20 protein-coding genes are annotated in these 26,503 nt (G+C 55.6%); 10 read left to right on the top strand and 10 right to left on the bottom strand.

The window, feature by feature from the left end; all coding sequences use genetic code 11:
• The first annotated feature begins 82 nt into the window (after positions 1-82).
• The 4 genes from VK738_09845 to VK738_09830 all read left to right on the top strand — a co-directional run bounded on the left by VK738_09845 (position 83) and on the right by VK738_09830 (position 8,340).
• The gene (locus tag VK738_09845) at positions 83-2,038 is read left to right on the top strand and encodes a tetratricopeptide repeat protein (protein HTD22944.1); all 1,956 of its coding nucleotides are present in this window, start codon (positions 83-85) and stop codon (positions 2,036-2,038) included.
• Positions 2,039-2,253: 215 nt separating this feature from the next.
• A complete protein-coding gene (locus VK738_09840; GenBank protein HTD22943.1) occupies positions 2,254-3,507 on the top strand; it encodes an MFS transporter in 1,254 nt (417 codons plus the stop codon).
• A 155-nt stretch (positions 3,508-3,662) separates the two neighbouring features.
• A complete protein-coding gene (locus tag VK738_09835) occupies positions 3,663-7,046 on the top strand; it encodes a TonB-dependent receptor (protein ID HTD22942.1) in 3,384 nt (1,127 codons plus the stop codon).
• Between the two features lie 205 nt (positions 7,047-7,251).
• The gene (locus tag VK738_09830) at positions 7,252-8,340 is read left to right on the top strand and encodes an alpha/beta fold hydrolase (protein HTD22941.1); all 1,089 of its coding nucleotides are present in this window, start codon (positions 7,252-7,254) and stop codon (positions 8,338-8,340) included.
• A gap of 197 nt (positions 8,341-8,537) precedes the next feature.
• Here the strand turns inward: VK738_09830 and VK738_09825 are convergent, their stop codons facing one another.
• The 10 genes from VK738_09825 to VK738_09780 all read right to left on the bottom strand — a co-directional run bounded on the left by VK738_09825 (position 8,538) and on the right by VK738_09780 (position 21,582).
• Positions 8,538-10,319, bottom strand: a complete 1,782-nt coding sequence (locus VK738_09825) for a hypothetical protein (GenBank protein ID HTD22940.1) — start codon at positions 10,317-10,319, stop codon at positions 8,538-8,540.
• A gap of 71 nt (positions 10,320-10,390) precedes the next feature.
• Complete coding sequence (locus VK738_09820) at positions 10,391-12,259, bottom strand: mechanosensitive ion channel domain-containing protein (protein ID HTD22939.1); 1,869 nt, start codon at positions 12,257-12,259, stop codon at positions 10,391-10,393.
• Between the two features lie 218 nt (positions 12,260-12,477).
• Entirely contained in the window at positions 12,478-12,762 is a 285-nt protein-coding gene (locus VK738_09815; GenBank protein HTD22938.1) for a hypothetical protein, read from the bottom strand.
• A gap of 131 nt (positions 12,763-12,893) precedes the next feature.
• The gene (locus VK738_09810) at positions 12,894-13,874 is read right to left on the bottom strand and encodes a YSC84-related protein (GenBank protein HTD22937.1); all 981 of its coding nucleotides are present in this window, start codon (positions 13,872-13,874) and stop codon (positions 12,894-12,896) included.
• A gap of 88 nt (positions 13,875-13,962) precedes the next feature.
• Complete coding sequence (locus VK738_09805; protein HTD22936.1) at positions 13,963-15,486, bottom strand: OmpA family protein; 1,524 nt, start codon at positions 15,484-15,486, stop codon at positions 13,963-13,965.
• Between the two features lie 71 nt (positions 15,487-15,557).
• Positions 15,558-15,710, bottom strand: coding sequence for a lmo0937 family membrane protein (locus tag VK738_09800; GenBank protein HTD22935.1), 153 nt, complete (start codon positions 15,708-15,710; stop codon positions 15,558-15,560).
• A 210-nt stretch (positions 15,711-15,920) separates the two neighbouring features.
• Positions 15,921-17,192: a zinc dependent phospholipase C family protein gene (locus VK738_09795; GenBank protein ID HTD22934.1), complete on the bottom strand. Its 1,272-nt coding sequence runs from the start codon at positions 17,190-17,192 to the stop codon at positions 15,921-15,923.
• A 262-nt stretch (positions 17,193-17,454) separates the two neighbouring features.
• A complete protein-coding gene (locus VK738_09790; protein ID HTD22933.1) occupies positions 17,455-18,597 on the bottom strand; it encodes a histidinol-phosphate transaminase in 1,143 nt (380 codons plus the stop codon).
• 32 nt (positions 18,598-18,629) lie between these two features.
• Positions 18,630-20,591, bottom strand: a complete 1,962-nt coding sequence (locus VK738_09785; GenBank protein ID HTD22932.1) for a galactose oxidase-like domain-containing protein — start codon at positions 20,589-20,591, stop codon at positions 18,630-18,632.
• Between the two features lie 334 nt (positions 20,592-20,925).
• Entirely contained in the window at positions 20,926-21,582 is a 657-nt protein-coding gene (locus VK738_09780; GenBank protein ID HTD22931.1) for a 4'-phosphopantetheinyl transferase superfamily protein, read from the bottom strand.
• 763 nt (positions 21,583-22,345) lie between these two features.
• Between VK738_09780 and VK738_09775 the strand changes: the two genes are divergently transcribed.
• Genes VK738_09775 through VK738_09750 form a run of 6 tightly spaced genes read left to right on the top strand, consistent with a single transcriptional unit; the run spans position 22,346 to position 26,240 of the window.
• A complete protein-coding gene (locus VK738_09775) occupies positions 22,346-23,260 on the top strand; it encodes an STAS domain-containing protein (protein ID HTD22930.1) in 915 nt (304 codons plus the stop codon).
• Positions 23,261-23,281: 21 nt separating this feature from the next.
• Entirely contained in the window at positions 23,282-23,644 is a 363-nt protein-coding gene (locus VK738_09770; protein HTD22929.1) for an STAS domain-containing protein, read from the top strand.
• Positions 23,645-23,652: 8 nt separating this feature from the next.
• Positions 23,653-24,054: an anti-sigma regulatory factor gene (locus VK738_09765; GenBank protein ID HTD22928.1), complete on the top strand. Its 402-nt coding sequence runs from the start codon at positions 23,653-23,655 to the stop codon at positions 24,052-24,054.
• Positions 24,054-24,659 (top strand): SpoIIE family protein phosphatase, encoded by a 606-nt coding sequence (locus VK738_09760; protein HTD22927.1) that lies wholly within the window; start codon positions 24,054-24,056, stop codon positions 24,657-24,659. The genes VK738_09765 and VK738_09760 overlap by 1 nt, the downstream gene beginning before the upstream one ends.
• Positions 24,656-25,606 (top strand): ATP-binding protein, encoded by a 951-nt coding sequence (locus VK738_09755; GenBank protein ID HTD22926.1) that lies wholly within the window; start codon positions 24,656-24,658, stop codon positions 25,604-25,606. Before VK738_09760 ends, VK738_09755 begins: the two co-directional genes overlap by 4 nt.
• A 1-nt stretch (position 25,607) precedes the next feature.
• A complete protein-coding gene (locus tag VK738_09750; GenBank protein ID HTD22925.1) occupies positions 25,608-26,240 on the top strand; it encodes a response regulator transcription factor in 633 nt (210 codons plus the stop codon).
• Positions 26,241-26,503: the final 263 nt, after the last annotated feature.

Genomic DNA, 26,503 nt, shown 5'->3' with positions numbered 1-26,503 from the left:
CAACGGAACTTGCCTCGGCCCTATTTTGCATCGTAAAATGCCTTCCTAAGTTCGGCATCTCTGCAAAGTGGAAATAGGGTTTATGGTCAGTTCGTCTCACTCCGAGTCGAATGTCAGTTGTGTGCCGGCAGATGCACCGGGCGTCACTTATCTCTTTGGGCCGTTTCGTCTGGATCCCGCAGAACGCGTGCTAACCAAATCCGGCTTGCAGGTGCCACTGGTGCCCAAGTCGTTTGACACCTTGCTGCTTCTGGTGCGGAGCGCGCCACACCTAGTCGCCAAGTCCGCTCTCATGAGCACGGTTTGGCGGGATTCGTTCGTCGAAGAGGCAAACCTGACGGTGGCGATCTCTTCGCTGCGTAAAGCCCTGGGAGACGACAATCCGGAAGAGAGACACTTCATCCAGACCGCATCGAAAATTGGCTATCGATTCGTCGCAGAAGTCGAGCGTGTGGCCCCGGGATCGGACGCTTTGTCAGCCGCGGCTGCTGATGCAGAACCCGCTCGTATCGCTCCAACCCACGCAGTCCAGATGAGTTCGGATGAAGAACCGCGCTCTTCACGTCGGCGCCTTGCGTGGTACGCTGCAGCATTCATTGCTGTGGCGCTGGCAATGGGGGCGTTCACTTGGCAGCGGGGCTTGGGAAAATCATCTCCCATTCGTTCTGTTGCCGTCTTGCCATTTCGGATGACTGGAACGCCAGGGCAGAATACTTATTTGGGCGTTGGCGTCTCGACTGCCTTGATCAATCAGCTGAGTGGAGGTACAGAACTCATGGTGCCTTCCGCCGGGGCGGTTTCGTCGGCGGTCAAAGGGCCGGTTGGAGACCCGGTTTCTGCCGGTCACGAACTTGGGGTGGACGCGGTCCTGGATGGCGACATTCATTTTTCACAGGCTGGAATCACCGTCGACGCCACGCTGACGCGCGTCTCTGACGGCAAGAAGACCTGGTTTCTTACGTTTACAGAACCTGCCGATCCGAACTTGAGCTTGGCGGATGTGCTCGAGGAGAGGATTGCCACCCGTATTTCGTCGTCGCTGGCGGACCTGGTCGCGATCCGCGGTGCGCGGCGCTCCGACTCCCGCAGCGACAAGGCGAGGACCGCGTATCTGCGCGGCCGCTACTATTGGAATCGAAGAACGGAAGACACGCTGAGGAAGAGTATCGCTTCATTTCAGGAGGCAATCGCGGAGGATCCGAATTATGCGTTGGCATATGCAGGACTCGCGGATTCGTATGCGCTGCTGGCGTCCTTCTCGATTGAACCCGGGCGCCAGGCCAGCTCGAGTGCCCGTTCGGCAGCGCTCAGTGCTATCCATCTGGACCCATCCCTCGCAGAGCCCCATGCGTCACTCGGCATGATCGCCTTTTTCACGGATTGGGACTACAAAACCGCCGAAGAGGAATTTCAGAAGGCCATTGCGCTGGAACCAAATTACGCCACTGCACACCACTGGTACGCGCTCGACCTGGCCGCGGTGAACCGGCCCGACGAGGCGCTCTACGAAATACACAAAGCCGAGCAACTTGAGCCTCTTTCACCCATCATTTCGACAAATGTCGGATGGATTCTCTATTTGAACCGGCGCTATCCTGATGCCGAGCAGGCGCTGCAGCGAGTATTGGAGATCGATCCCACGTTCGTTCGGGCACGCACAAGGCTGGGTATTACGTATACAACCGAGGGGCGTTACAAGCTTGCCGTCCAGGAACTCGGCCAGGCCCTGAAGCTTTCAGGTGGCGATCCTTACATCAAGGGACTCCTGGGTGCAGCACAGGCGCACTCTGGTGAGCGTGCCGGAGCAGAACGGCTGGTGGCACAACTAGTGAAGGAGAGCCGGCAGCACTATGTCCCGCCCTTCAGCATCGCTCTCATTTACATAGGATTGGGCCGTCGTACTGATGCCCTTAGGTGGCTGCAAAAGGCTTATGAGGACCATTCCACCTCGATGGTATACGCAAGAGTTGATCCCGAACTTGATCTCATCCGCAGCAACTCTGACTTCCAAAACATTCTCGCTCAAATGAAATTCTGACCTATCGCCTTTGCAATCTTTCGGTTGCTGGACCGCTGTCGCAATCAAGCTCACTGAAGTCGCAGCAACAACTGCTCTTTAGATTTTTTTAAGGTTTTTTTATGAGTTCTTAAAGGACTTAGAGGAGACCGTCCGGCCACAATCCAGCCCACTCTGATTACAGCCGCCACGAAACATTTTTGTGACGGACAACTGCGTATCAGGAAGGCACTGCGATGGCCACATATCTGAATGATCAAGAGATAGTCGAAGCGCCCACACAAAGCGATACGAATATCCGCGCTGATGCGTCAGACTATCGCGCAGCCTTTCTGGTTGGGCTTGTGGGTTGGACTCTCGATGCCTGCGATTTCTTCCTGGTCGTATTTCTACTGACAACGATCGCGCGAGACTTCCATCAGTCCGATGGGGCGATCGCGCTCAGTCTCACCGCAACCCTCGCTTGCCGTCCAATTGGCGGCCTGGTCTTTGGCCTGCTGAGCGACCGGTATGGACGCAAGAAGCTCTTGATAGCGAACCTTGTGCTTTACTCGTTGGTGCAGTTACTGACTGGCATGTCCACGACGTTCGTTGGGTTTTTGCTTGCACGAGCCACATTTGGAGTGGTTATGGGCGGCCAGTGGGGCGTGGGCACCTCGCTAGCCATGGAAAAAGTCCCTTTGCGGCTACGCGGACTGCTCTCGGGCCTATTGCAGCAGGGATATGCTCTTGGATACCTGATTGCGGGTTTTGCTTATGCGCTTTTCAGCGGACCTTGGGGATGGCGCATACTGTTTGTCGCCACCGGAGTTCCCGCGATTCTAACAGCCATCTACCTGGCCTTCGCTGTGCGCGAGTCTGCTGCCTGGGAGAAAGGCAGAAGCAGGTCGTGGGTGGAGCTGTCGCAATCACTCAAGGCCAATTGGAAACTATTCGTTTTTCTGGTCACCTTCATGTTAGCCCTGCATATGTCGTCGCACGGCACCCAGGACATGTATCCAACCTACCTTGAACGGCAGTGGGGCTTTGCACCCTGGCAGAAAACGATTCTCACCGCGGTCGCGATGGTTGGAGCCATTGCAGGTGGCCTCCTGTTTGGGCATGTTTCGGACCGCGTAGGACGACGAAGGTCTATCATGCTGGCGCTCGGTGCAGCGATCTGTCTGGTGCCACTCTGGGCATTTGCACCCAGCGTGGGCCTCCTGTTTGGAGGGGCATTTCTGCTGCAATTTTGTGTGCAAGGGGCCTGGGGCGTAGTGCCTGCATACGTTGCAGAACTTTCCCCGGCGTCGGTGCGGGCTTTCCTTCCTGGCTTTGCCAATCAGTGCGGGGTAGTATTGGCGAGCGGGATCGTCTATGTGGAAGCGACGTTTGCTCATCGGCTCTCCTATGCCCGCGCCATGGCCATCTGTGCCGTTGTTGTATTCTTCATTGCGATCCTCGTGACCGCTTTGGGAAAAGAGAACCCCGCGCCGCAGCTTGAAGGATGAAGCAATGCTGGGAGTGGACATCATTCAACCAGATTGATTCCGAATTGGCGCAGGAGTCGTGACAGGAAAATGTTTGAAACAAAGATACAGCAAGGTTGGCGAAAGACGTTGAAGGCAATACGCCGAACCGAGCATTGAAATTGAGGAGGGAAAATATGAAGCGAAGCCTAATGAATTGGTTATGCGCAGGATTGCTGTCAGGCACGATTGCGGCACAAACGACAGGAACCATCAGCGGCACGGTCTCTGACCGTTCCGGCGCAGTTCTGGCGGGCGCCACCGTCGAGCTGCAGAATGCGGCCACCCTTGAAGCGCGCACGGCTACGACCAACGGCGCCGGGAAATACGCGTTCCCATCGGTAGCGCCGGGGAACTACGATCTCAGATTCAGTTATAAAGGTTTCGCCAATGTGCTCCAGCATTTGACGCTGCATGTCACCGACCGCCTGGCCGTGGATGCGGAATTGCAGCCGGCGGGAATCGTCCAGACGGTTGAGGTGACCGCCCAGGCGGTCGCGCTGCAGAGAGATACTCCCGCGCTGAGCAAGGTCGTGGACGGCAGTGACATCACGCAACTTCCTTTGTCGACGCGGAATTTCACTCAATTGCTGGCGTTATCGCCCGGTACGTCTGCCCCATTGAATAATGCTGGCGCGCTTGGCCGCGCCACACAGAACATTTCGACCAACGGGGCGAGGACCGGATCCAATGCGATATACATCGATGGCGTAGACGCCGTGAATCTGCACAGCAACAGCGCCAACGGAAACGCTTTTGCGTCGAACGGGATCGTTACCCCCTCTCCGGAAGCGATCGCAGAATTTAAAGTGCAAACTGCTTTGTATGATGCGCAGTCGGGACGCAGCGGAGGCGCGAATGTGGCCCTGGTCACAAAGACAGGGACGGAGCACTTTCACGGCAGTGTCTTCGAGTTTTTCCGGAACGATGTCTTGAATGCGAACAGCTTTTTCCTGAACGCGACAGGCCAGCCGAGGCCGGAACTGCGCCAGAACCAATTCGGTGGAGTGATCGGTGGGCCAATTGTCGGAAAGAAGACATTTTTCTTTTTTTCCTACCAGGGAACACGTCAGGTGAACGGGTTGTCCGGCTCAACATCGTTGACCTTGCCGGCTATTCCGACCGACCGCTCGCGTGCCGCTATCGGTAGCGCGTTCGCCGGCCAAGCTGGGGCAAAGGGCGGAGCGGTGAAAATCGCCGCTGACGGATCCAACATCAACCCGGTTGCCTTCGCATTGCTGAACCTGAAACTTGGGGATGGAAGTTACGTAATTCCATCGCCGCAGATTTCGGCAACGTCCGGTGTCAACTATGCCACTTCCACCCCGGCAACGTTCAATGAGGATCAGTACATCGGCAATCTCGACCATCAAATCACGTCAAAGAATCTCCTCAGTTTCAAGAGCGTAAATGCCGAGCAGCCCACGTTTCAATCGTTTCCCTCCGCAACCCTGCCGGGGTTCGGTACCAATCAGCTATTTTCGAGCCGGCTGTTTGCGGTGCAGGACGTTCACATTTTTACTCCGTCGCTCGTGAATGAGGGGCGTGCCGGCTTTTCGCGGCTGGTCGGCAGCATGGCCCGCCAGAACAGCTTCCCGATTTCTGCAATCGGGATGTCAAGGTTCAACTCTGCCATCTTTAATGATATCCCCATGATCACCGTTACTCGGACGTTCAGTCTCGGGTACAGCGTCAACTCCGACCAGGATGTTGCCCTCAATACCTTCAATGTTAGCGATTCCTTGTCTTGGACGCATGGCAAACACCAGGTCCACGGCGGAATGGAAGGCCGACGTTACTACGACAACTACTTTTCCAACAACCGGATGCGCGGCACTGTAACTTTCCAGAGCTTTCCCGACTTTTTGCTCGGGTTGAGTGGCACACCGGTCGCGCAGGGGGGCAATGGCACCGGGTTCAGCAATATCAACAGCACCAGTATCGCCAGTGGCGTAGTCACACGAAACGACCGTCTGACCGATCTGGCTTTCTTTCTGCAGGACGTTTGGAGCGTAACGCCCCGCCTTACGTTGAACGCAGGCTTGCGCTGGGAGTACCTGGGCTGGCCCGTCGACGCGGGGGGGCGAAATGGCGCGTTCGATCCGCGACGCTATCAGCCGCCGCCGCCCGGTGGATCGACGACCGCCGGTTTCGTTCAGGCATCGAATGCGCGACAGCCCATTCCGGGCATCACTCTCGTTAATCCGACGTTGATCGACAGATCGCCTACGAGGAACTTTGGCCCGCGTATCGGGTTCTCGCTGCAAGCATCCAATACGCTGGTTGTCCGTGGCGGATACGGCATCTTCTATGACAGGCTCTCGAACCAACTGGGATTGCTCGAAGCGCTGTCATTGCCGAATTATGTCCGGTCGGATGCTTCGGGTGCAGCGAATATTGCATCCACGTTCGCAAACCCTTTCCCGGTATTGCCGCTACCCGCGCAGTTCCCGGTCGTGCCGACGCTCTACGCTCCCCCGTTCACAGCGGCGCATCCGGCGCTTGCGATCAACGACGTGGATGCCTCGTTCACGACGCCATACATTCAGCAATGGAGCCTCAATCTGCAAGAGCAGCCGGCAAAGAGCACTATCGTCGAAGTCGGATACGTTGGAACGAAAGGTACTCATCTACCCGTGGAACAGCTCATCAACCAGGCCATCCTTGCCGGCCCCGCCAACCCGGTGAACGGGCTTACGACGAATCTCGCAAGCAATGCGGCGCAGCGAGTGCCTTATCTCGGTTTCTCGCCGGCCGGCATCATCTATCTCCGCAGCGCTTCGGATTCCAGCTACCACTCGTTGCAGGCCAGCGTCGTACATCAAGCCAGCCGCGGGCTCAAGATGCAGGCGGCGTATACGTTTTCGAAATCGATGGACGACGCCTCGGGCTCGCTCGATGCCGCCGTGTTCAATGGCTTCGACGGGGACCAGTCCAACATACACGGCAACCGTGGCATCTCGGACTTTGATCGCAAACACCGCTTCACGACGAGTTTCGATTACGCTCTCCCTAACTGGGGATTCGGCCTGAGAGACTCGCGCTTCGGGAAGAAGTTCTTTGGAGGGTGGGAAATTGCCGGCGTAGCGGTCTTCCAGTCAGGCTTGCCATTCAGTGTTCTGGACGGTAATGGGGCCGCGTACTATGGCGTCACAACCAGCCGGGCAAACTTTGCACCCGGTGCAACGGCGGGCTCTGCAGCGAAATCCGGCTCGACGGAGGGGCGGCTCCAGGCGTATTTCAATACGTCTGCTTTCGCGGGCGCGGGCAATTTTTTTGGCACGAGCGGGCGCAACTTGTTGCGCGGACCGGGCCAGCGCAATATCGATTTCTCTGTCATCAAGAGCGTTCCTCTGACCGAGCGGGTTCACCTCGAGTGGCGCGTGGAGTTTTTCAATGTCTTCAACTTTGTGAACTTCGATAACCCGGTGAACGACATAAGCTCGAAAAGTTTCGGCGCAATTCAAGGTACGGTGGGAAATCCGCGCGTAATTCAATTCGCGGCCAAACTGGGCTTTTAGAGCGCTTTCTTACTGCCGTTCCATAATTGCTGTATCCCGACGCCGTGCTGGCAGGTGCGGGAGGCATAACGTTCCAGGAACAAGAGGGACACCACGATCGGGCGTAACCTGGAGCATGCGGTTGACAACCTCTGGCGAGCGGCATAAAGTGCCCTCGCGGCGCCGCAGCTGTTCGTGGACTTCTTCTCTTTGGGGGACCATTCTGATGTCTGGCAAGACTTCTTTTTCCTGGATCGTGCTTCTGGCGTTGTTTCTCTCCCTGGAGACAACTCCGTTGCGGGCGCAAGAGAATCCGAAGCCGTCTGCTCCTGTACGCACCACAACCGCACGCACTACAGCCGCACCGGCTCCTGCGGAGACTGCTCCTGCGGCGACTGCTCCCGCGGCAGTTTCGCAACAGAACCTGGATGCGGTCGGCAACCAGGTCGAGCAGGCGCTGTGGTACTTCAGGGTCTCAGATGTCGCCGACGTCGACCACTTTCTGATCGCCAGCAGCAAGCCGATCCGCATGAAGAACCCGACCGGTCAGGGCGCCGGCAACCCCCTGATCATCTACTTCTACTCCTTCACGCCGAAAAAGATTGCCGGCGCGCGCAAGGCGCCGCTGATGGTCTTTGTGCACGGCGGAATCCATTCGCACTTTGATCTCACCTATGTGCACATCATCCGCGAGCTGATGGAACAGGGCTACATTGTCGTCGTGCCTGAGTACCGTGGCAGCACCGGCTATGGAGCCGAGTATTACGACCAGATCGATTACGGCGGGGCCGAGGTGGATGACGTCCATGCGGTTCGGGACTGGGCAGTCGCCAACCTGCCCCACGTGGACCCGGCGCGCGTTGGCATCATGGGCTGGAGTCACGGCGGCTATATTACGCTCTTGAACATCTTCCGCTGGCCGGGAGACTACAAAGTCGCGTATGCCGGCTGTCCGGTCAGCGACCTGGTGATGCGAATGGGTTATAAGAGCCAAAGCTACCGAGACACGTTCGCCGGCTTTCTCGGCAAGCAGGCGGTGGACGACCCGATGGAGTATCGCCGCCGCTCGCCTTATTTCCATGCCGCCGAGTTAGCGACCCCGCTCTTGGTTCATTCGAACACGGCCGATGAAGACGTCAACGTGATGGAAGTCGAGCACCTGATCGACGCGCTCAAGGCGGCTGGCAAGAGCTTCGACTACAAGATTTATGAAAACGCGCCCGGCGGCCACCATTTCAATCGCATCGACACCGCGCTGGCCCGTGACTCACGCAAAGAGATTTACGCCTTTCTCGCAAAGTTTCTCAATCCCTGAGTTTGGCGAGCAGATGGACCTCGTCCAGTATACCCGCGCAATCCGGTGATTTATCAATCCAAGAGGGGTAGATTCTCTAACTCTGTTGCCGGGTGTTGATTGAATCGTGAAGAGAAGCTATGCGATCGATCAGCAGGTCGCAGCACAAGTCCCGTATTTGTGGCTCGCGCCAGGAGTGGGCGCCCAAGCTGCGGTTTTCAGTGCCGCCAGTTTTTGATACCGGCAAACCGTGAGGCGGAGACCTCCAGGTTGATCGGACTTGCAGAGTCGGAGAAGCCGGTCTGGCCTTGGGTTGCGGCTTCCAGGTCGCCGTTGCTGAAGCTGAGCGAAGAAGGACTGGCATCGATGTCGGTGCGTAGTAGTTTCCAGTAGGTTCCTTTCACGCGCAGATTGTGCGCCTCCAATTGCCCCTTGAGCTGCGGCACGTTGGCAGGGCCGGAGACGAATCCGCTAAATGATGCTGTGCCGTACAAATCGAGCTTTTGCGCGGTTTGCCCGGAAGGCGCGGTCCTGAAGTTCTCGGCCAGCAGCTCCAGTTCATGCAGGTTGCCCGAGCGCAATGCCACCTGTAGTTGAGAATCCTCGCTTACTTTGCCGTCCAGCGTGATGGAGGTCTGCTGTGTCCGAATGTAGCTCTGGCGCAACGCTACTTGCTGGCCCGCAGCCGTGTAGTCTGCGTGGACCGCCCCATGCAGCGGCGTGGATGGGGCTTGTCCCAATACGCCTTCCAGGGTTGCGTTGCCGTGGGCTACGAGATCTTGCAGGGTCTTGCTCCAGGTGGCTTCAGCGTCAGCATTGATGATGCCGCTCAAGTGCGCATCCGGCAGTGCGTCCTGTCGTCTAGCGGCTTGGAGTTGTTCCAGCGAAGCGTTCTTGAGCCTTGCCTGCAGCTTGGCGTTGGAGGCGCCGGTGAGATCGTGGATCGACAAGCTACCAACAAGTCTTCCACCTAACACCTGGGCGTGAATATTTTCCACTTCTGCATTGCCTCCGGCCAATTTGTACTTGGCATCAAAATCGCGCACTTCCGTGCGAAACCCCGGCGTCGTAATTGCAAGGTCGCTGCTGCTGACGGTCCCGCTGAGCGAAACTGTCTTTACGGCAGGAGAACTGGGATCGCGGCGATAACTCAGCGATCCGGTCAGGTGGATCACTCCCGAGGCACGCGAAGCGGCCTTCAGGATAGGAGCAACATCACTGGTTGCCAGTTGGGCGTCATACGTGGCCCGCACTAAGGGATTGTTGTAGTCTTCCACCGACCCTGTAACCACAGCCTTCGAGTTCCCCGCCACCAGGGCCAGATGGTCCACAGTAAACTTTCCTGCCGATGCCTCAAAGGTCAACTCAAGGTCATGGACCGCGGGAGCGTAGTCGCCGTATTTGATTTCTCCATCGGCGTAACTCAGGACGCCGTGATAACGCTTCACGCTGTTGTCAAAATCGGCGGTCAACTGCACTTTGTGCAGCTTAGCATCGAGCAAAATCTTCTTACCGTTACAGTAAACCTCGGAGTCGTGGAGCAAAAGCTCCTGGATGGCCAGGTCAAAATTATCGGTTACGCTCCTGCTTCTCTTTTCTGGTTGGGGCAGATTGCTCTCGCCGGCCTCGTTCACGAACAGGTGGACAACGGGGTGATCGATAACCACGCCGCGCAGATTCCATTTGCCGCCCGAGAGCGAGTCAATGTTGATCCCGGCGCTCATGTGGTCGGCATGCAGAAAAGGCTGGCCGAACTCTGGCTCGTTGCCGTGCACCACCACACCGTAAAGGTCCAGGTTGAGCGGGAAGAGACCCAGGCTGAAGTCGCGGACCGCGACACGCGCCCCGGTGGATTCGTAGATGCTGCGTTCCACGTCCGCCAGAACTCCCTGGCGAAACGCCTGACTGTGGTTCACCAGTATCAACATGCTGATGGGAATGCCCACAACCAACGTGATGACAACTGCGAAGAGCCCAACGATGATCTTTTTCCAGTTCACGATGTCCTCCTTCAAAACGTGCGGCCAAACGGAATAAAAAACTGTGCCGCCTTGACGCCGGGCAGGCTTGCCTACGCCGATTGCGCCTCGATTTGTGTGCCCACAAGCCGCAGCTTGGGTTCGCGCCCAATGGTCTCGAGCAACTCACGGGTGATGCGATCATCAATCTCGGCGGCGTTGCCCAGCTCCACCGGATAGCGGATCACTACCTCAAGACCGGACTGGGTAATGCGCAGTCGGCTCTCCGGATCAAAGGAACTGCTGCGGACCGAGTACAGAGTCCGCTCCATGTTGCGGCGCTGCGTCTCCATTTTCTCGTGATACTCAGAGAGGACTTTGTTCACCGCATCCAGCATGCGCTGCTCCACTTGCCGATAGTTGCTCTCTGGGCCGATTGTGAGTGTGACTTCATGCCAGAGGAAATTTGTTCCCGGAATCTGTTTGAACATCCCGGCGTTGGCCTGAAAGACCACCGAATTGGAGAAGGCCACGACCCGGCCCGTAGGCCGCGGACCTGTCCCGCCGGTAACTTCCATCAGGTGCAGGCGCACCAGGCCGATATCGACCACGTCTCCGGTGATCCCAGCGACTTGCACGCGGTCACCCACACGGACGCCGTACTTTCCAATTAGAAAGAAGTAGCCGGCCACCGAGAGGATTACATTTTGCAGGGCCACAGCGATGCCGGCGGTCAGAAGCCCGGCGAACGTGGTGATAGCGCCAAGCTCGCTGGCAAATGCGATGGCAATAATGATGGCCATCAGGCACCATAAGACGATCCGGCGCAGCAGCAGGAACTGGTAACGGCGGCGGGCGTCGGTGACGTAACGGAAAGTGGCGCGGCGCCACAGCTCGGAAATCCCCAGAACCACGCCCAGGATCACGGCTAGTCCCGCCAGCCGCAGCAGCAGCCCCTTGAGTTCAGTCTCATATTGGCTTTCTACCGCATTGCGCCAGTTGACGGAGCTGCGCTTGTACAGGTCGAGCAAAATGGACTGCTTGCCCAGCGGGAGTAGTGCGGCGGAGAGCTGTTTGTACTGCGACGTCAGCTCGTCCAGGTCTTTCCTTTGCTGGGCCAGCACAGCAGGGTCGGTTGAGTCAGGTTGCGCCGCGATCGCGTCGCCCTTTTGGGTGAGTTCGCTTATCTTCGCTCCCAGAGGGGCGCGCAACGCTTTGGCCGACTGGGCAAGCGAATCCGTGAGGCGGAGGTTGTCATCCAACGCCCCGATCTTGCGCCGCAGCGAAAACAAATCAGAGATCAGAGCGAGAACACCGGCAGGTCCTGCCCGGTGCTCCTGGGAAGCCAAAGCGACGGAGGTAGCGGAACTGCCGGAAGACGAATTGGCCGCTGTTCCTGGCTCTTTGGCTGTTTCCGCCACTGCGGGTACGGTTCGCGCCAGTTCCTCGATCTGCGCTTGCAGAGTTCCGGCGCCCAGGCCGCTGGCCTCGTTCCCACCACTGACCTGGAGCATGCTGTGTATAGCGTCGCTCCGCGCCTGAAAGAGTTCCAATTCGCTTTCTGTTTCCGCAATCGTCGCCTGCAGCGCACGGCGCTTGCTCCCAGTGGCGCTGTCTAGCCGCTGGCGCATCCCGTACAGTTCCTGCTGCGATTTCTTCACCTGCTCGTCAACCTTGTCCGCCATCTCGGCCAGCTTCTGATACTGCGACGAGACGGAGACTGCTAAGTTCGGAGAAAGGGAGCCTCTCTGGCTGGAGAGCACCTGTGCGCGTTCCCGGGCGAAGTCAAAAGAAAGCCGCACCACTTGGTCGGCAACCTGGCGATTGTCATTAAAAAACATGATCTCGCTGCCCTCGCTAACCAGTTGCTGTTGCGCAGTCAATTGCCGATACCAGATAACCGTCTGGTTCAGGAACGGGACGATCTCTTCTTCCGGGGCGGATGAGGCTTCACTCGCCGACTGCGGGAAGGTGGACGCCATTGGAAGAATAACAATTATGATGATAGCTACCGTGAAAAGAAAAGTGCGTAGTAGCCCGGTTATTCTGGTGCGATATATCATCGGCTCTCTTTCGTCACCACAATGTGGCGGGTTCTCATATTGTCGCCTTAGCTCGCGCGTATGTTTTGGTTCCGACTAGGCACGCTCGGCGCAGCGGGACCCTGCTGCGCCGATGTGGTTAGTCCTCCGAATTGTGATCAGTCACGGTCGCGGTCGTGGTCATGGTGGTGGTCGTGGTCATCCCAATCGTGGTCATGATGCCAGCGGTGTTCATCCTCGTCCCACCATTGCAGGCGCACTTTCCAGCAGCGTTCCCGCGCCTCGTGCAATTCATGGCGCCAATGCTCTGCCTGCCGGCTGTTGTATCCGTGGTCCTCAATGGCTTCGTGGAGTTTGTGGTCTGCATAAGCAGTGCGCCTCTGGCAATCGTCATCGTCGGCGGCTACGCGAGGCGTACCTACGAACATGAACACGGCAGCCATTGTGGCTCCGGTCAATAACCTTCTTATGAAAAGATTTGCTTTCGTATGAATAAGTATTTGCATCGCATTCTCCTCTATATTTTCTTCACGCGTTCAAACCAACTCAATCAGGACTCCATTTCTTCGGATCATCATTGGCTTTGGATTGTTAGATGGTCTTCCACCTGTCTGTCTCCAGCAAAAGATTGCGCAATACGAATGGCCTTCTGCCGGTCATTGTTGGTGGGAACCGATCCCGACAGCTCCACTGTTTTGTCGGTCAGTGAGACTTGGACTTGTTTGCTATCCAGTCCCGGTTCGGTACGCAGCTTTTCTTCTATCTGGCCTTTGGCTTCGCCCGCAGTCAGCATGCGGGGCTGATTGGTAGTGGTGTTACTTGCGGTTTGCGGATCTCTGCCGGCGTTGCTCTCCGAGGCAGCTTCTTTTCTTGCCTGAGCTGCGTACTTTGTGATGGCCGTAAGGAAGGGCTCAGAACCAACCGGAGCCGCTATTTGCCCCTTGAGAATCGCGCTGAATGATGTGGGCTTCCCATAAAGGGCCCGGGTATCATCGTTATCCTGCTTGATGACCGCGCCGTTCAGGGAAATGCCTGCAAAAATGCCACGTGCGCGTGAATAGGTCAAAACTTCAGCACGCATCTTCCAGTCTGTGTTGCCCTCTGCACGCCGGCCAACGGGCCCAGCCGCCACGGAAGCATCGGCCCCCAGCTTGAATTTGCTGGAGAGTAATTGGCGCATGCCTTTCTCATTCATCACCAGCATGACCAGGTCCACAGCTTCACCGCCGATCTGGAAGCCGAGGCTGCCACCGCCAACAACGAACGGGGCCGGCGCACTCCATCCTGATTCAGTACGGCAGGTGGCTACACCCTTGCCATAGTCTGCTCCCACAATGAATCCCCCCTTGATCATGGAGGGCACCACCGCCACGCACGTTGCGGAACTCAAAACGTCCTCGGGAATTCCCTTATCAGGCGCGGCCATGATTTCATCCATCACCGTGGCTGCAGACTCTATCCGTTTAATTTCGTTCGAGCGGTCTGTAGCTGCCTGGGAAATTCCCAGCAACATAAAAACGCTCAAGATCATTGATATCCATTTATTACGTTTCATGAATAGCTCCTTCTGGTTGCTGATGTATTAAGAGTGTTGATTTCCTGCTCCTGCTGCTTGGGCAACAGGAGCAGGAAACTTTGGATCGTCATTCTGATTGCGCAGATGAAAGGTTGGTCCCGATTACCTCACCTGAAACAATGAGGTCAACCCGCCTGTTTTGCCGTCTTCCTTCTGCTGTATCGTTCGAAGCCATCGGTTGGGTTTTGCCATATCCGACGGCCGCCACGGAGTTCAGCGAGACCCCTTGCTGAACAAGATAATCACGGACTACCGCCGCGCGTTTTTCAGAGAGCTGTTGATTGTATGCATCACCACCAACACCGTCGGTATGTCCTTCGATTTTCAGGTTCAATCCCGGGTAGGACAAAATGACTCCAGCAACTCTCGCCAATTTTTCACGTGTTCCAGCGCGCAAATTCCAACTTCCAGACTCAAACAAGATGTCGGCCATGGTTACGACCAGTCCTTTGTCGGAATCTCGTGTTTGCAAGACTGAATTTAACTGCTGCAAGAGCCGCGCTCGCAGGGCGGCTTTTTCGGATTCCGCCTGCTGCTGTTTGCGCGCAGCTTCTTCGGCTGCCAACTTGGATTGATTGGCCTCGGCTTGTGATTTTTGCGCCTCTGTCTGGGCGGCAATCCTGGCGATTTCAGCTTGACTGCGTTGGTTTTCAGCTTCGATCCGGTTTTGTTCAGCGGCGACGCGCGCTTGTGCTTCCTGATCGGCGCGTTCTCGGGCGGTTGCAAGTCTATCTGCCTGCATTTTCTTCATGCTGATGATGCGGGCATCTTCAGCGGTTTGAACTGCTTCACGTGCAACCATGGCAACCGGTTTATAACCTGCCTTCCTGTTTTGGTAATCCTCGGCCTGTTGCAAGAGCTGTTGGGCCTTGGAATAGCTGTTATTTGCATTGGTTTCGGCGCCGGCCCACCGGGCGATCTGGAGAGCATTGCGTGCCTCATAGAGCTCAATCGGGGTCTTGGAATTCAGGACCATGGGCCGCAAGTCTCTTGGGCTTGCATTCAACGTGTACTGGCCTCGCTCCAGCAGTTCGTACCGGGCATTGATCTGCTCGATCTTGCCGGCGGTATCAGAGCGCACAAAGTTTTCCATGACTACGACATCACTGGGCTGCGTGACGGCGAAATAAGGCTCGGCGGTCACGATCAAACCAAAGGCTTGCAACTCGGTTGTGACGTGAAGTTTGCCTCTCGATTCATCCAACAGTACTTCACCAAGATTTTCTGCCCGTCCTTCCGGCGTAATTGCCCAGAGTACGTAGGTCAAATATTCCGGTCCGTACATGGTCGCCGCTTGCAGCTTTTCAAAGCGGGTATCAATATCCAGACGGCCGCGTTTACTTTCTACGGTCGCTTCTCCATGTGCATCGGGAAGAAGCGCGGTCCCGCGAAAATCAATTTTGGTAGCTCCGCTGTGGTGAAGATAATTAATCGCATCCGTGGTGCGGGCGACAACAGTGACTTTGTAAATTGGCGCTGAGTTTGCTTTTTGTTCGGCAGACTCCGCACTCTGGCCATTGACGGCTTGAGTTGCAAGCCCCAACGTGCTTATCAGGATTAAAATGCTCACTTTCTTGAACAGGATTGACATGACTCCTCCTTATTCATCAATCATCATCAAGTTATTGAGAGTGGTGACGCGTGAAGAAGCGCGTACGCTTGTCACAATGCCGGTCTGCGGCCTTGAATCACGCGGATCAAGACAACCGCAATGGCAATCACCAATAGAATGTGAATGAATCCACCGAGGGTGTAGGAACTTACTACCCCTAGCAGCCAGAGGATCAACAAAATAACAAAAATAGTCCAAAGCATGAACAGCTCCTTTCATTGCGTCGAGGGAGTGGCGGCGCCTATGTGGAGGCTATTAGCCTGGTTCTACTGCTGCCTTTCTGAGGAGCACCATCCGTGCCAAACTGCTAAGTGACTGTGATTAAAAGGAAATGTGAGGTCAAAGTGTGAAGCTCTACTGTGTAATTTTTTCCACTGAGTGGGATGATTACCCATTACCGCTTTGAGTTTTTTTCAGTTGCGCATTGCTGGTTGCAATACCGATACAACTGGAGCCGCTGCTTTGAGGTTGTCAAGTTCTTGTAGTGTCATCTTCCACTGGTCTTTTGATTTCTTGGTGGCCAAGGGAGCGTTCAGATTGGAGTAATAGTTTGTGATATTGTCCTTCAGCTCTGGCGTAAGCAAATCGAACTTGCGCAGCGTTAAACGATGCAAAAGCTGCGCGTAGGCTGCGTCGGTGAGTTTGTATTCCCCCGGCCGCGTAGGCTTGCCGGTATCGCAATCACGATTGATCAAATGGATAGGGCCCACGCGTAATTCGTCAACCAGCGACTGGTACTGATCGGTCGTAGTATCAATGCTCTTGATAAAAAGCGCCTCGGTTGCTGTGGTGGGTATCTTGAAGTCTATGGCCTTCAATGGCCCCACTTTCGGGATGAGCCGGAACAGAAAGGCCAGTATTCTCGCGCCGCGTCCGGGCTTTTTGTAATCGGCGCCCCACTCCTTTTCATATTCCGTGCGGGAAATCCGATAGAGAAACTTTTTTTCCGAAAAATTCGGCGTATCATGCACGATGTCAGCTCGCTTGCTTAACAAGGCCACCCGGGTCATCTCCGGAATAATTTTGCTGACGGCACGGCGATAAGTGCCAATGGCGAGATCCAGGTTGCCGAAAACATCCGTCAGCTCGATTCCGTAGGTCTCCCGGAAGGCGCGCTCCAGCAGCGGCTTGGCAACCTTGAAGCCGATGAAATCATGGTAAGCGTCAGACGGATAGCGATGTTTGGCCACCTCGACAACATCAAAACCAAATTCCGTCTTGACGTGGGCTGTGGGATTCTCTCCATAGGTCACCTGATCGCCATATTTGGCGCGCAAATTGGGATACTCCACCCCCACGGCATGATTGACAGTAGGATGGCCGTCATTATCAGCCACGTAGTGAGAAAGAGCCCCCAGGGCAAAGGCATATTCGTTGATGTCGGTTGCATCGTGAATCAAAGTGACTACAAAATCTCCACTGCGGACGTAATGAACGAGATTACTGAATTCCTTGCTGCCGAGCGGATAATAGCCCATGTCCTGGATCACGCAACCGCCGTAGGCATAAGCATGGGCCTCTCTCAGTTGGTCTTCGGTGGCATCCGGGAAACGTTTCAATAGCAACTTTTTGATATGGTCTGCCCAAAGCAGGTCAACGATTTCTTCGTGGGTCAAGACCGAGTAGCTAAGCGAGGTCTGAGTGAAGGACAGGACAAGGCACAGAAGCAACCCTGCCCGAAACATTATCCTGGAAATCAATCTAGTCATTGGCTGTTGAATTAGTAACCGAGAGTCACTTTCTATACCCCGAGCCCTGTTGTGGTCAAGCTAGCGTTCAACAAAGGCGAGGAATGTATGCCTAAAGCGCATTCCAGCCCCGTGCGAAAAGCAGACAAAGTTTACACCACCCTCACTCCGGGCTGACGCTCCGACAGTTTGGATGTCGTCGGGGAGTGGGGAGTGGGGAGTGGGGAGTGTAATCGCTGCCTACAAGCTCCGGGGCGCGTTACATGGCCATTTTTTGAGGAGGCATCAAATCCCATACACGCCAGAATTCCAACATCTCCGCTGGTGTCCCAAGAGAGACACAAATGTATTTGTTCATGGCCGGGATAGGCGGAGCAACGAGTATGTTGTTTTGCTTGAGGTGTCCGAGGACCTGATCTACAGGGCGCAGCGGATCAAGCATGACGAAGTTGGTTTGCGAATCGAGGGCGCGAAGCATGCGAGCGTTGACCTGATTCATGAACTCCTGGCGGTCGTTGGCATTTCGCTTCGCGGCTGTGAGCACGTACTGTGAATCGTCGAGAGCGGCGGCAGCGGCTTTTGCTGAAATTACACTAACGCCAAGCCGCAGACGGTCTTTCGAGAGACGGAGAGCGATCTCCGGGGTGGCAACTGCGTAGCCAACCCGCATTCCAGCGAGACCGTAAATTTTCGAGAACGTGCGGACGACCATTACGCGGCCGTCGTCAAGAGGGTGGTCGAGAAAGGAAGCGTAGCTCGAACTTCCGCCGGCAAAATGATGATATGCCTCGTCGATCAGCACGATTGTTTTTGCTGGGAGTTTGCTGACAAAGGTTTCGATGTCTTTTCGCGCAGTCAGCGTGCCCGTCGGGTTGTTGGGGTTACATATGTATACCAAGCCGATGGATGCGTCCACGCGGGCGAGCATCGCCTCCAGGTCGTGTTCGTGCATCTTGTTGAGTGGAACGCTGATGACCTCAGCGCCGACGCTTTGGGCAAACTCACCCGGCAAAGGGAATGTCGGCGACGCTTGGACAAGTCTTTTCCCGGGGCCAAGAAACGCTGCTGCGGCTATGCGCAATACTTCAGAGGAGCCGCAACCCAGGACAATCTGTTCCGGCCTGACTCGATGGAGAGCGGCAATCTTGTTGAGCAGAGAATCGTATTCCGTGCGCGGATACCGGTTGCCGCCCGATGAAGCTTCCCGCATGGCGGCCAGTACTTTTTCCGATGGCCCATAGGCATTTTCGTTGGAACATAAGAAGATGGGCCCAGTAGTCGAGCTCATCCGAGGCGCAGTGGACGCGTTGGCGAGCGATAAATCGCCCAACGCCTGGACGGCCGCGCCGGTCACAGCAGTCGCCACCAGTTTGCTAAGAAGATTTCTGCGCGAGATGGGCATAGCTTCTTTTCCTTGATCGCATCACTTCGGGCCTAAGGTAGTCCCATGGTCACGGTGGTGCTGTGACTGACAGCCCCACCAGTGCTACCGGTGATGGTGATCTGGTAGTTGCCTGGGAGCGTGAGTAGACCAGTTGAGACCTTCATTGTGGTTGAGCCGGAGCCGCTTATGGAACTGGGATTGAAGGTTGCACTGGCCCCCGATGGAAGCCCGCTGGCGCTGAAGGTAACCATCCCTGTGAACCCGGTGCCTCCGGTTACAGTGGCGTTATAACTGACACTCCCGCCTGGCAACGCCAGTTGCCAGGCAGGAGCGGCCGACAGTGAAAAGTCAGGTACAGTGATTGTGCGCGTAGCAGGGCTCTGGTTGGTGAGTCCTGCGTTGTTCGTCACTGTGAGTGAAGCCACATGGCTTCCCGGGGTCGAATAGGTCACGTTGCCAGGGGTCGCAAGCGAACTTGAAAAAGGAGCACCGCCCGGAAACGTCCAGGAATATTTGGTAATGCTTCCATTGGGAGCGCTCCCCGTGCCGGAAAAGAAAGCAGATTGACCCGGATTAACGAAGACATCTGAGGAGGGACTCGTAATCGTGGCCGTCGGCGGAACACCGCTCGACGCCGAAAGCTGCACAAAAGTGGCGACTGACGGCACTCCCGCCGAGTTCAAGATAAATAGCAAGTAGTAGCCGGGAGGTGCGATGTTGCCATTCGGCGGCGCGGTGACGTTCAATACGCCGCTTCCAGCCGTGTAGGATAGCCCGACCAGCCTCTGCTCCATGTCAAATGCGTGGGTCGGTGCGCCTGGCCGCATCAAAACCACTGAGCTGATGTTGGCCGCGTCCGGTGTTTGCACTTGAAAGCCGCCGCCATAAGTCAACGGAGTTGGTGTTACGCCAGTGATGCTTGGCCGTGTGGCCAAGCTGCCATCAGAGTTGAACAGATAAGGTGGTGAATAGATCTCGTTGTGCTGTTCATAAGTGCCTCGCGCCGGATTTCCGCCAGCCACCAAGACCGTAGCATCGGGCAACAGCAGAGCATTTGAGTGATACAGGCGCGGATACGCATTGGGTGCACCGGTGCTGAAGGTGTTCGTGGCCGGGTCATAAAGGTCGGTATTAAAGCTGGCGGTTGATCCATCTTCATCTTGTGCTGATCCGCCGAGGGCCACCACTTTACCATTCGGCAAGATAGTTGCATTCATCTCCACTCGCGATTGCGACATTGAAGGTCCATACACCCACTGCGGAGTGCTGGAAGATAGATCAATCGTTTCGGTGGTAGCAGTTGCAGGATTCCCGCCGCCCATGATCATGACCACCGGTTTGTACCCACTGTCCGGGGTGAGCGGCAGCAGCACAGATGTGCCATAGGTTCGCGTGCCGCTGTAATTGGTCTGGGCTACACCTACCGTCCATGTGTGCGTGGATGGATCAAAAATGCTCGAGCTGGTTGTGGAGCCCGAATAGAAAACTGTCCCATTCGGCAACAGGTGCAAGCGCGGATAAAGCGGCGGAGTCCAGGGCGCTGGATATTCCTGGCTCCATCCCGAACCGACGGTATAGATCTCCACCGCCGTGTTTGTGCCGCCGGTATCGGCCAGACCTGAAAAAGTCATCACCGTGCCATCGCCCAGTGTTGTGACTGTCGGATACCAGCGCCCATGCGCCATGCTTTCCAAGTCCGTGAAAGTCCCGGTCGCTGGATCGAAAGCTGACGTTTTGAGCTGTCCGTAAAAGGGGTCATATTGCAACGTGCCGCCCACGACGAATGGACGCCCATCCGGCAATATCGTCATTCCGTTGCAGAACATGTCCCATCCTAACGGTTGCGTGGTGATGGTGCCGGCTTGTGTGTCCCAGACTGCGGCCGCATAGCTGGTATTTGTAGGAACGTTGCCCGATCCCGAAACCACCAGTACCAAGCCGTTATTCATGAGCGCCATGTGAACAGGATTGATGGGCATCAGATAAGGCAGCGTGCTCCATTGACCCTGCACTGCAGCCTGCCCCAGGACTGATGGGCAAAAGCAGCTCAATAACAGTAAAACCAGTAAGGCTCCTCTCACTGACAACTGTTTTACGCTTGTGGGTTTCATAGGCTGGCCTCCGGCAACGCTTGGCAGCGGAAACCAGTTCTGCTGCCTCACATGGATATAGTAGGAGTGGAACAATTTCGCAATGCTGTGATTTCTGTAAATCCAAGAGGGGTAGATTCCCTATAGACCAAATGTCAAGCAGCACCTGTCGCTCCGTACGCCACCGTCTGAAACACGAAACGATGCCTTGCCGATAGTGTTCACCAAACGCCAATTTCTGGGTTAGAGAAATTTCTTACAAGAACCGAGAATTCTCCCCATCGTCACTCACATCGTTGTTGTCATTCCAATCAAAGTACTCGAAACGCAGGTTGTGGCCTTCAACTGCAATAGCGGAGACATAGCCGTCAGCAATAGGGATGTTACGCAGCTCCCATCGTTCTTGCTCGCGCGGGTCCTGGTGATGGATGAGCCGCACGCATTCGTTTGCCTGGCAGCACACTGTGAAATCCGCTAAGGGCATGGAGAGTCCTTCGCCGCGAGCTTTGATATAGGCTTCTTTCTGCGTCCAGCAGTGAAAAAAAGCTGTTGCTTGCTGCTCACGCGGCAATGAGCGCAAAGCGCGAAGCTCGTCGGCGGAGAAGTAGCGTTCCGCTACCTCCTCAGTAGCAAAATCAGCGCGTACGTATTCAACATCAACCCCGACGGCGCGATTCATGGTAATGCCGAGGAGCGCCCTCTCATGTGCATGAGACAGATTGAATGAAAGTGGGGATTCGGTGAAATATGGCTTGCCCTGCGGATTGTAACTGAAAGCAAGTGCAGCCGGAGCACAGCCCAGATAAGATGCGAGCAGAATGCGCATACGCGCTCGGGCGATCACGAATCGCGTGCGATCAATTTCAAAATGAAAGCGGGCAGCGCGCACTTGCTCGTCGGGAGTCAACAACAAGGTATAACCTCCGACTATAGGCGAAGCAGCCGCAAGAGGGATATGCCAAATATGGACGTCAGCTTCCAGTAGTTTTCGTTCAGAGTGAATGGCATTACTCGCGCGTCGAAAGTTGTGTGTCTGGTCCCTAACTGAGCCCAGTATAGGGCATTCCAGAAGTGCCGGTCATGTTTTGATTGGTTGGAGTTGATCTGGCACTGAGGCCCGTATGCTTGTTGTCTCCGAGGAAGAATACCAAGGTGGTATCACATTGTTGATCTTTTCGGGCATTGTGGATCATCATTAGCTTGGAAGTGTATCTGGCATTCAAGAATGCAGATTTGGTCTTTAAGGCCCTTTGAAAATCCGTAACCGTTGCCACAGTTCTCGGTTCTCCCGTTTTGTTTACCGCAAAGGTTAAGGGGAGTGGGGTAGGAGTTTTATAGCAAAGTAAAATATCTGACCACTACTGGCAGTACCCTTGGTCCTCCTGTATGTCATTGGATTGTAATGACTTACGCCATGGGGGACTACTTGAAGTAATGGGGGGTGGGGGAGTAATACTTGAAGCCGTTTCGCCGAGGCGCAGGAAGTCTGGAAGATTGTTTTACGGTTTGTAACCGCTGCCAAGGACCTTTCAAAAGGCTTAACCTGACCCAGAATTACAGGATTCACCTGATATCCAATTCAGGGTTTCAGTCATAGTTTAAGGACTTCAATGTTAGACGAGACTTTATCCGTGCGCAGCGGCCCCAAGGACGATTGCGCAACCGGAGGCAATCCAATGACTCAAAAAGACGGTAATCGAGAAATCAAGGACGTGCCAGAGGACTACGCTTTAGGGGCGAACCAAGCTGAGGCAATTTCTGTACTGCTCCGAGAACTGGTCGCCCACTTGCGGCAGAACCGCACGCAACTCCGCGAAGAGTGGGCGCGGCGCATCACTGAGGCACAGTTGCTCACCGCGATGAGCAAGGACGAAATCTTTGCCGAGGCAACGACGGTTTACGATAACTATGTTGAAGCGCTGGAAACGGAAACCTTTGAGACCCTGCAAGCTTACGCGCGCAACCTGTCGGAACGCATCATTCCGCGAGGCGTGGAAACCCACGAAGTTGTAGGGATCGTGCTGCTGTTGCGCGACGTGCTTGCCCGCTCACTGTTCGCCAAATATCGATCGGACTTCAACAAACTCAATCGTATCCTCGATGCCTACGAGCCAGCCGCCAACCGCATCGCCAACACAGTGGCAGTCGGTTTCGTACAGGAGCGCGAGCGCGTCATCCGTCAGCAACAGGAAGCCATTCGCGAACTGTCTACCCCGGTGCTTCAAGTCCGCGAACGGCTGCTCATTCTACCCATCATCGGCGTAATTGACCCGCAGCGCGCCCGCCAGTTGCCGGAGCAGTTACTGCGCGGCATCCGCACCAACCGCGCCAAAGTGGTGGTTATTGATATCACGGGCGTGGCCGCCATGGACGCCACGGTAGCCAATCACCTGGTGCAGACGGTCGAAGCTTCACGGCTGTTAGGCGCCACGGTGATCGTCACTGGCCTCTCGCCCGAAATCGCCCAAACTCTCGTGAAGATTGGTGTAGACTTGGGCAAGATGAACACCGTTGGTGACCTGCAGGGTGGCATCGAGCAAGCCGAACGCCTGCTTGGGTATAAAGTGGTGCCGATTGTGGGAGCTTCATAACAAACTAGGAAGAATGCTGGCGTGGAAGTTCCAATCTTAAAACAGGGAGATGTCCTCATTGCGACCATCCAGGCGGCACTGACGGACGCAGATATTCTCCACCTTCGTACCGCGCTCATTCACCAGGTAGTGCGCTCCCGTTCTCGCGGGGTAATTATTGACGTCACAGCGCTGGACGTGATGGATTCGTTTGCTTCCCGCACCCTGCGGGAGGTGGCACACATGATTCGTCTGCGGGGAGCGGAGACTGTCATTGTGGGCATCCAGCCAGAAGTCGCTTTTTCGATGGTCCAATTGGGATTGACAATGGTAGACGTGTCGACCGCGCTCGATCTGGAAGAGGGGTTGGCTTACTTGAATCAAAAATTCAAAGCGAATTCTTGAGAGCATCCGTGGAACAGGAAACCCGGGTTCCGATCAGCTTGGACAAGGATATTGTAGATGCCCGGCAGAAGGGCCGCTCAATCGCCCTGGCCTTGGGTTTTTCCTCAGGGGACGCCACCTTGGTTGCGACGGCCATTTCCGAGTTGGCCCGCAACATCGTATCTTATGCCAAGTATGGCGAGATTGTTATCCAGGTTATCCACGGATCCCCACAACTGGGCATTCAGGTCACCGCTCACGACCAAGGACCTGGAATACACGATGTTCAACAAGCCCTGCGCGACGGGTTTTCGACCTCGGGGAGTCTGGGTTTGGGTTTGCCGGGTGTGAAACGATTGATGGATGAGTTTCAAGTTGATTCGCAGGAGGATCGCGGCACCACCGTTATTATCAAGAAATGGAAGCGATAGTGCCATCCGCGGTCGAATGGGGTGTCGCCTCTAGTGCGTTATCAGGACAGCCACGTTCGGGTGACCACCACGTGGTAATGCCATTTTTGGACGGACTGTTGATTGCCGTACTGGATGGGGTTGGACATGGGGAAGAAGCCGCGGCAGCCTCCAGAACTGCCAGCGTTATTCTGGAAAAGCATGCTGCGGATCCCGTGATTGCACTGGTCCAGCGGTGTCATCAAGAACTCCGGGAAACACGCGGCGTCGTAATGAGTGTAGCTTCATTCAATATCCGCCACGGGTTGATGACTTGGCTGGGTGTTGGGAATGTCGAGGGGACACTGCTTCGCGGCGGTCCGAGCTTTCCACAAGTGGAGGAGTCTCTATTACTGCGCGCTGGTGTGGTCGGAGCCCAGTTGCCTCCGCTGCAAGCAGCGGTTTTGCCGGTAAGCGCCGGCGACACACTCATCTTTACTACGGACGGCGTCCATAACGATTTCGCACTTGCGCCGGCGCACAACCAGCAGCCGCAAAAGGCCGCCGAAGATATTCTGGAACGCCATAGCAAGACCACAGACGACGCACTCGTGCTGGTTGCGCGCTATTTGGGGAATTGCCGATGAAGGAGCTGAAAGAGGTTCAAGCAAATACGGAAACCCGTCTGCAAGCGGCATACGTCGCGGCGCTTGAAGAATTCTTTTCAGATCCGTGCGAAAGGACACTTCGGTGCGGATATGAGATCGGACGTCAGGCCATCGCCGAAGGAATCGGTGTGCTGGAGATGGCGGCCATGCACCACGCGGTACTGGCGAAGCTCCTGCTCAATGCCGTCGGTTCAGGTTGTTTAGAGCCGCGCCTCCGGCAGGCAGAAGAATTTTTCGCAGAAAGCTTGTCTCCTTACGAAATGGCGCACCGTGGGTACCGGGAAGCCGCCACTGTTTTGCGCACAGTGAACGAAACCTTGGAGCAGGAGATCCACCGTATCGCCCATACCGTCCATGATGAAGCTGGTCAACTTCTCATCGCTGCGCAGATAGCCATTTCAGGGCTGACGCGCGACGTTGCTCCGGAATTCCAGGACCGGCTGCTGGAGGTGACAGCGATTCTCGACCAGGCAGAGCAGCAATTGCGGCGGCTATCGCACGAGCTCCGGCCCATGATTCTGGACGATCTAGGTTTGCTCCCGGCGGTGCATTTCCTTGCGGAGGGCATTTCCAAGCGCACCAAGCTTTCAATTCACGTCCAAGGTGCGATGGAGAGGCGGTTCCATCCCTCCATTGAGACGGCGCTTTACCGGATCATCCAGGAAGCGCTGAACAATGTGAACCGGCATGCTGAAGCGAAAAACGTGATCATTCAACTCAATTGCGATGGCCGGAATTTGCGCTGCCTTATCAACGATGATGGAAAAGGCTTCGATGTCGCTGCATTGCACGCGCGCAGAGGCCAGAAGGGGTTAGGACTAATCGGGATCCGCGAACGTCTTAATGCCGTTGGTGGAACGATTCAGGTGCATTCTAAACCGGCTAGCGGAACAAGTGTGATCGTCACAATTCCAGTGGAGGGCTAAGATGCCAATTCGTGTGTTACTTGCCGACAATCATGCCTTAGTACGCCAGGGCGTGAAGTCTCTTTTGGAACGAGATGGATTCCAGATAACTGGGGAGGCCGCGGATGGACGGGAGATGCTGCACTTGGCCCAGAAACTACAGTTCGATGTCGCTATCATCGACATCAGCATGCCGGTCCTCAACGGCATTGACGCCGCCCGAGAACTGCGAAAATCTTCTCCCAAGATCAAAATCATTCTTCTCACACGGCACGACGAAGATCAGTATGTCACCGAAGCTTTGCAAGCCGGAGTGAAAGGGTACGTACTGAAGAGTCAGGTGGCCAGCGATCTGGTGAAAGCAATTCAACAAGTTTGCCGGGGAGAGGTCTACCTCAGTCCGAGTGTCTCAGGTGCTGTGGTTGGGGCTTATCTCTCCAAGACACAGCTCTCGGCTGATCCTCTTACATCTCGTGAGCGGCAGGTTCTCCAATTGGTTGGAGAAGGGAAGTCGAGTAAAGAAGTCGCTACCCTGCTGGGAATCAGCATAAAAACCGCCGAGTCGCACAGATCGAGACTCATGCAGAAGCTCGATATTCATGAAACCGCGAGCCTGGTTCGCTACGCCATTCGCCGGGGTCTGGTCCAACCCTGACCGATAGGCCAGGGGGAATACCTGGTTCAGCCATGACCGACAGGCCAAGGGGAATACCTTGGCGTCACTTTTCAAGAATTCCACCTTATAAAATCAGGTATTCACCGGTATATTTGCCCCGGCTTCGGGGCTATGCTCTGTGCGCGTCACATTGGGAGCCGCCGCAGGAAAAACAACCCTCCCTCTCTTACTGAAGCGGCTTACCACCAGAGTACAAGGGGGAACACGGCAACATCCTGTGGGAAGGAAGCACCCTCTAGAAA

The organism is Terriglobales bacterium, from assembly GCA_035487355.1.
Taxonomy (GTDB): Bacteria; Acidobacteriota; Terriglobia; order Terriglobales; family Acidobacteriaceae; genus QIAW01.
The sequence above is the reverse complement of the archived record's forward strand: the minus strand, read 5'-3'. Positions and strand labels throughout refer to the sequence as shown.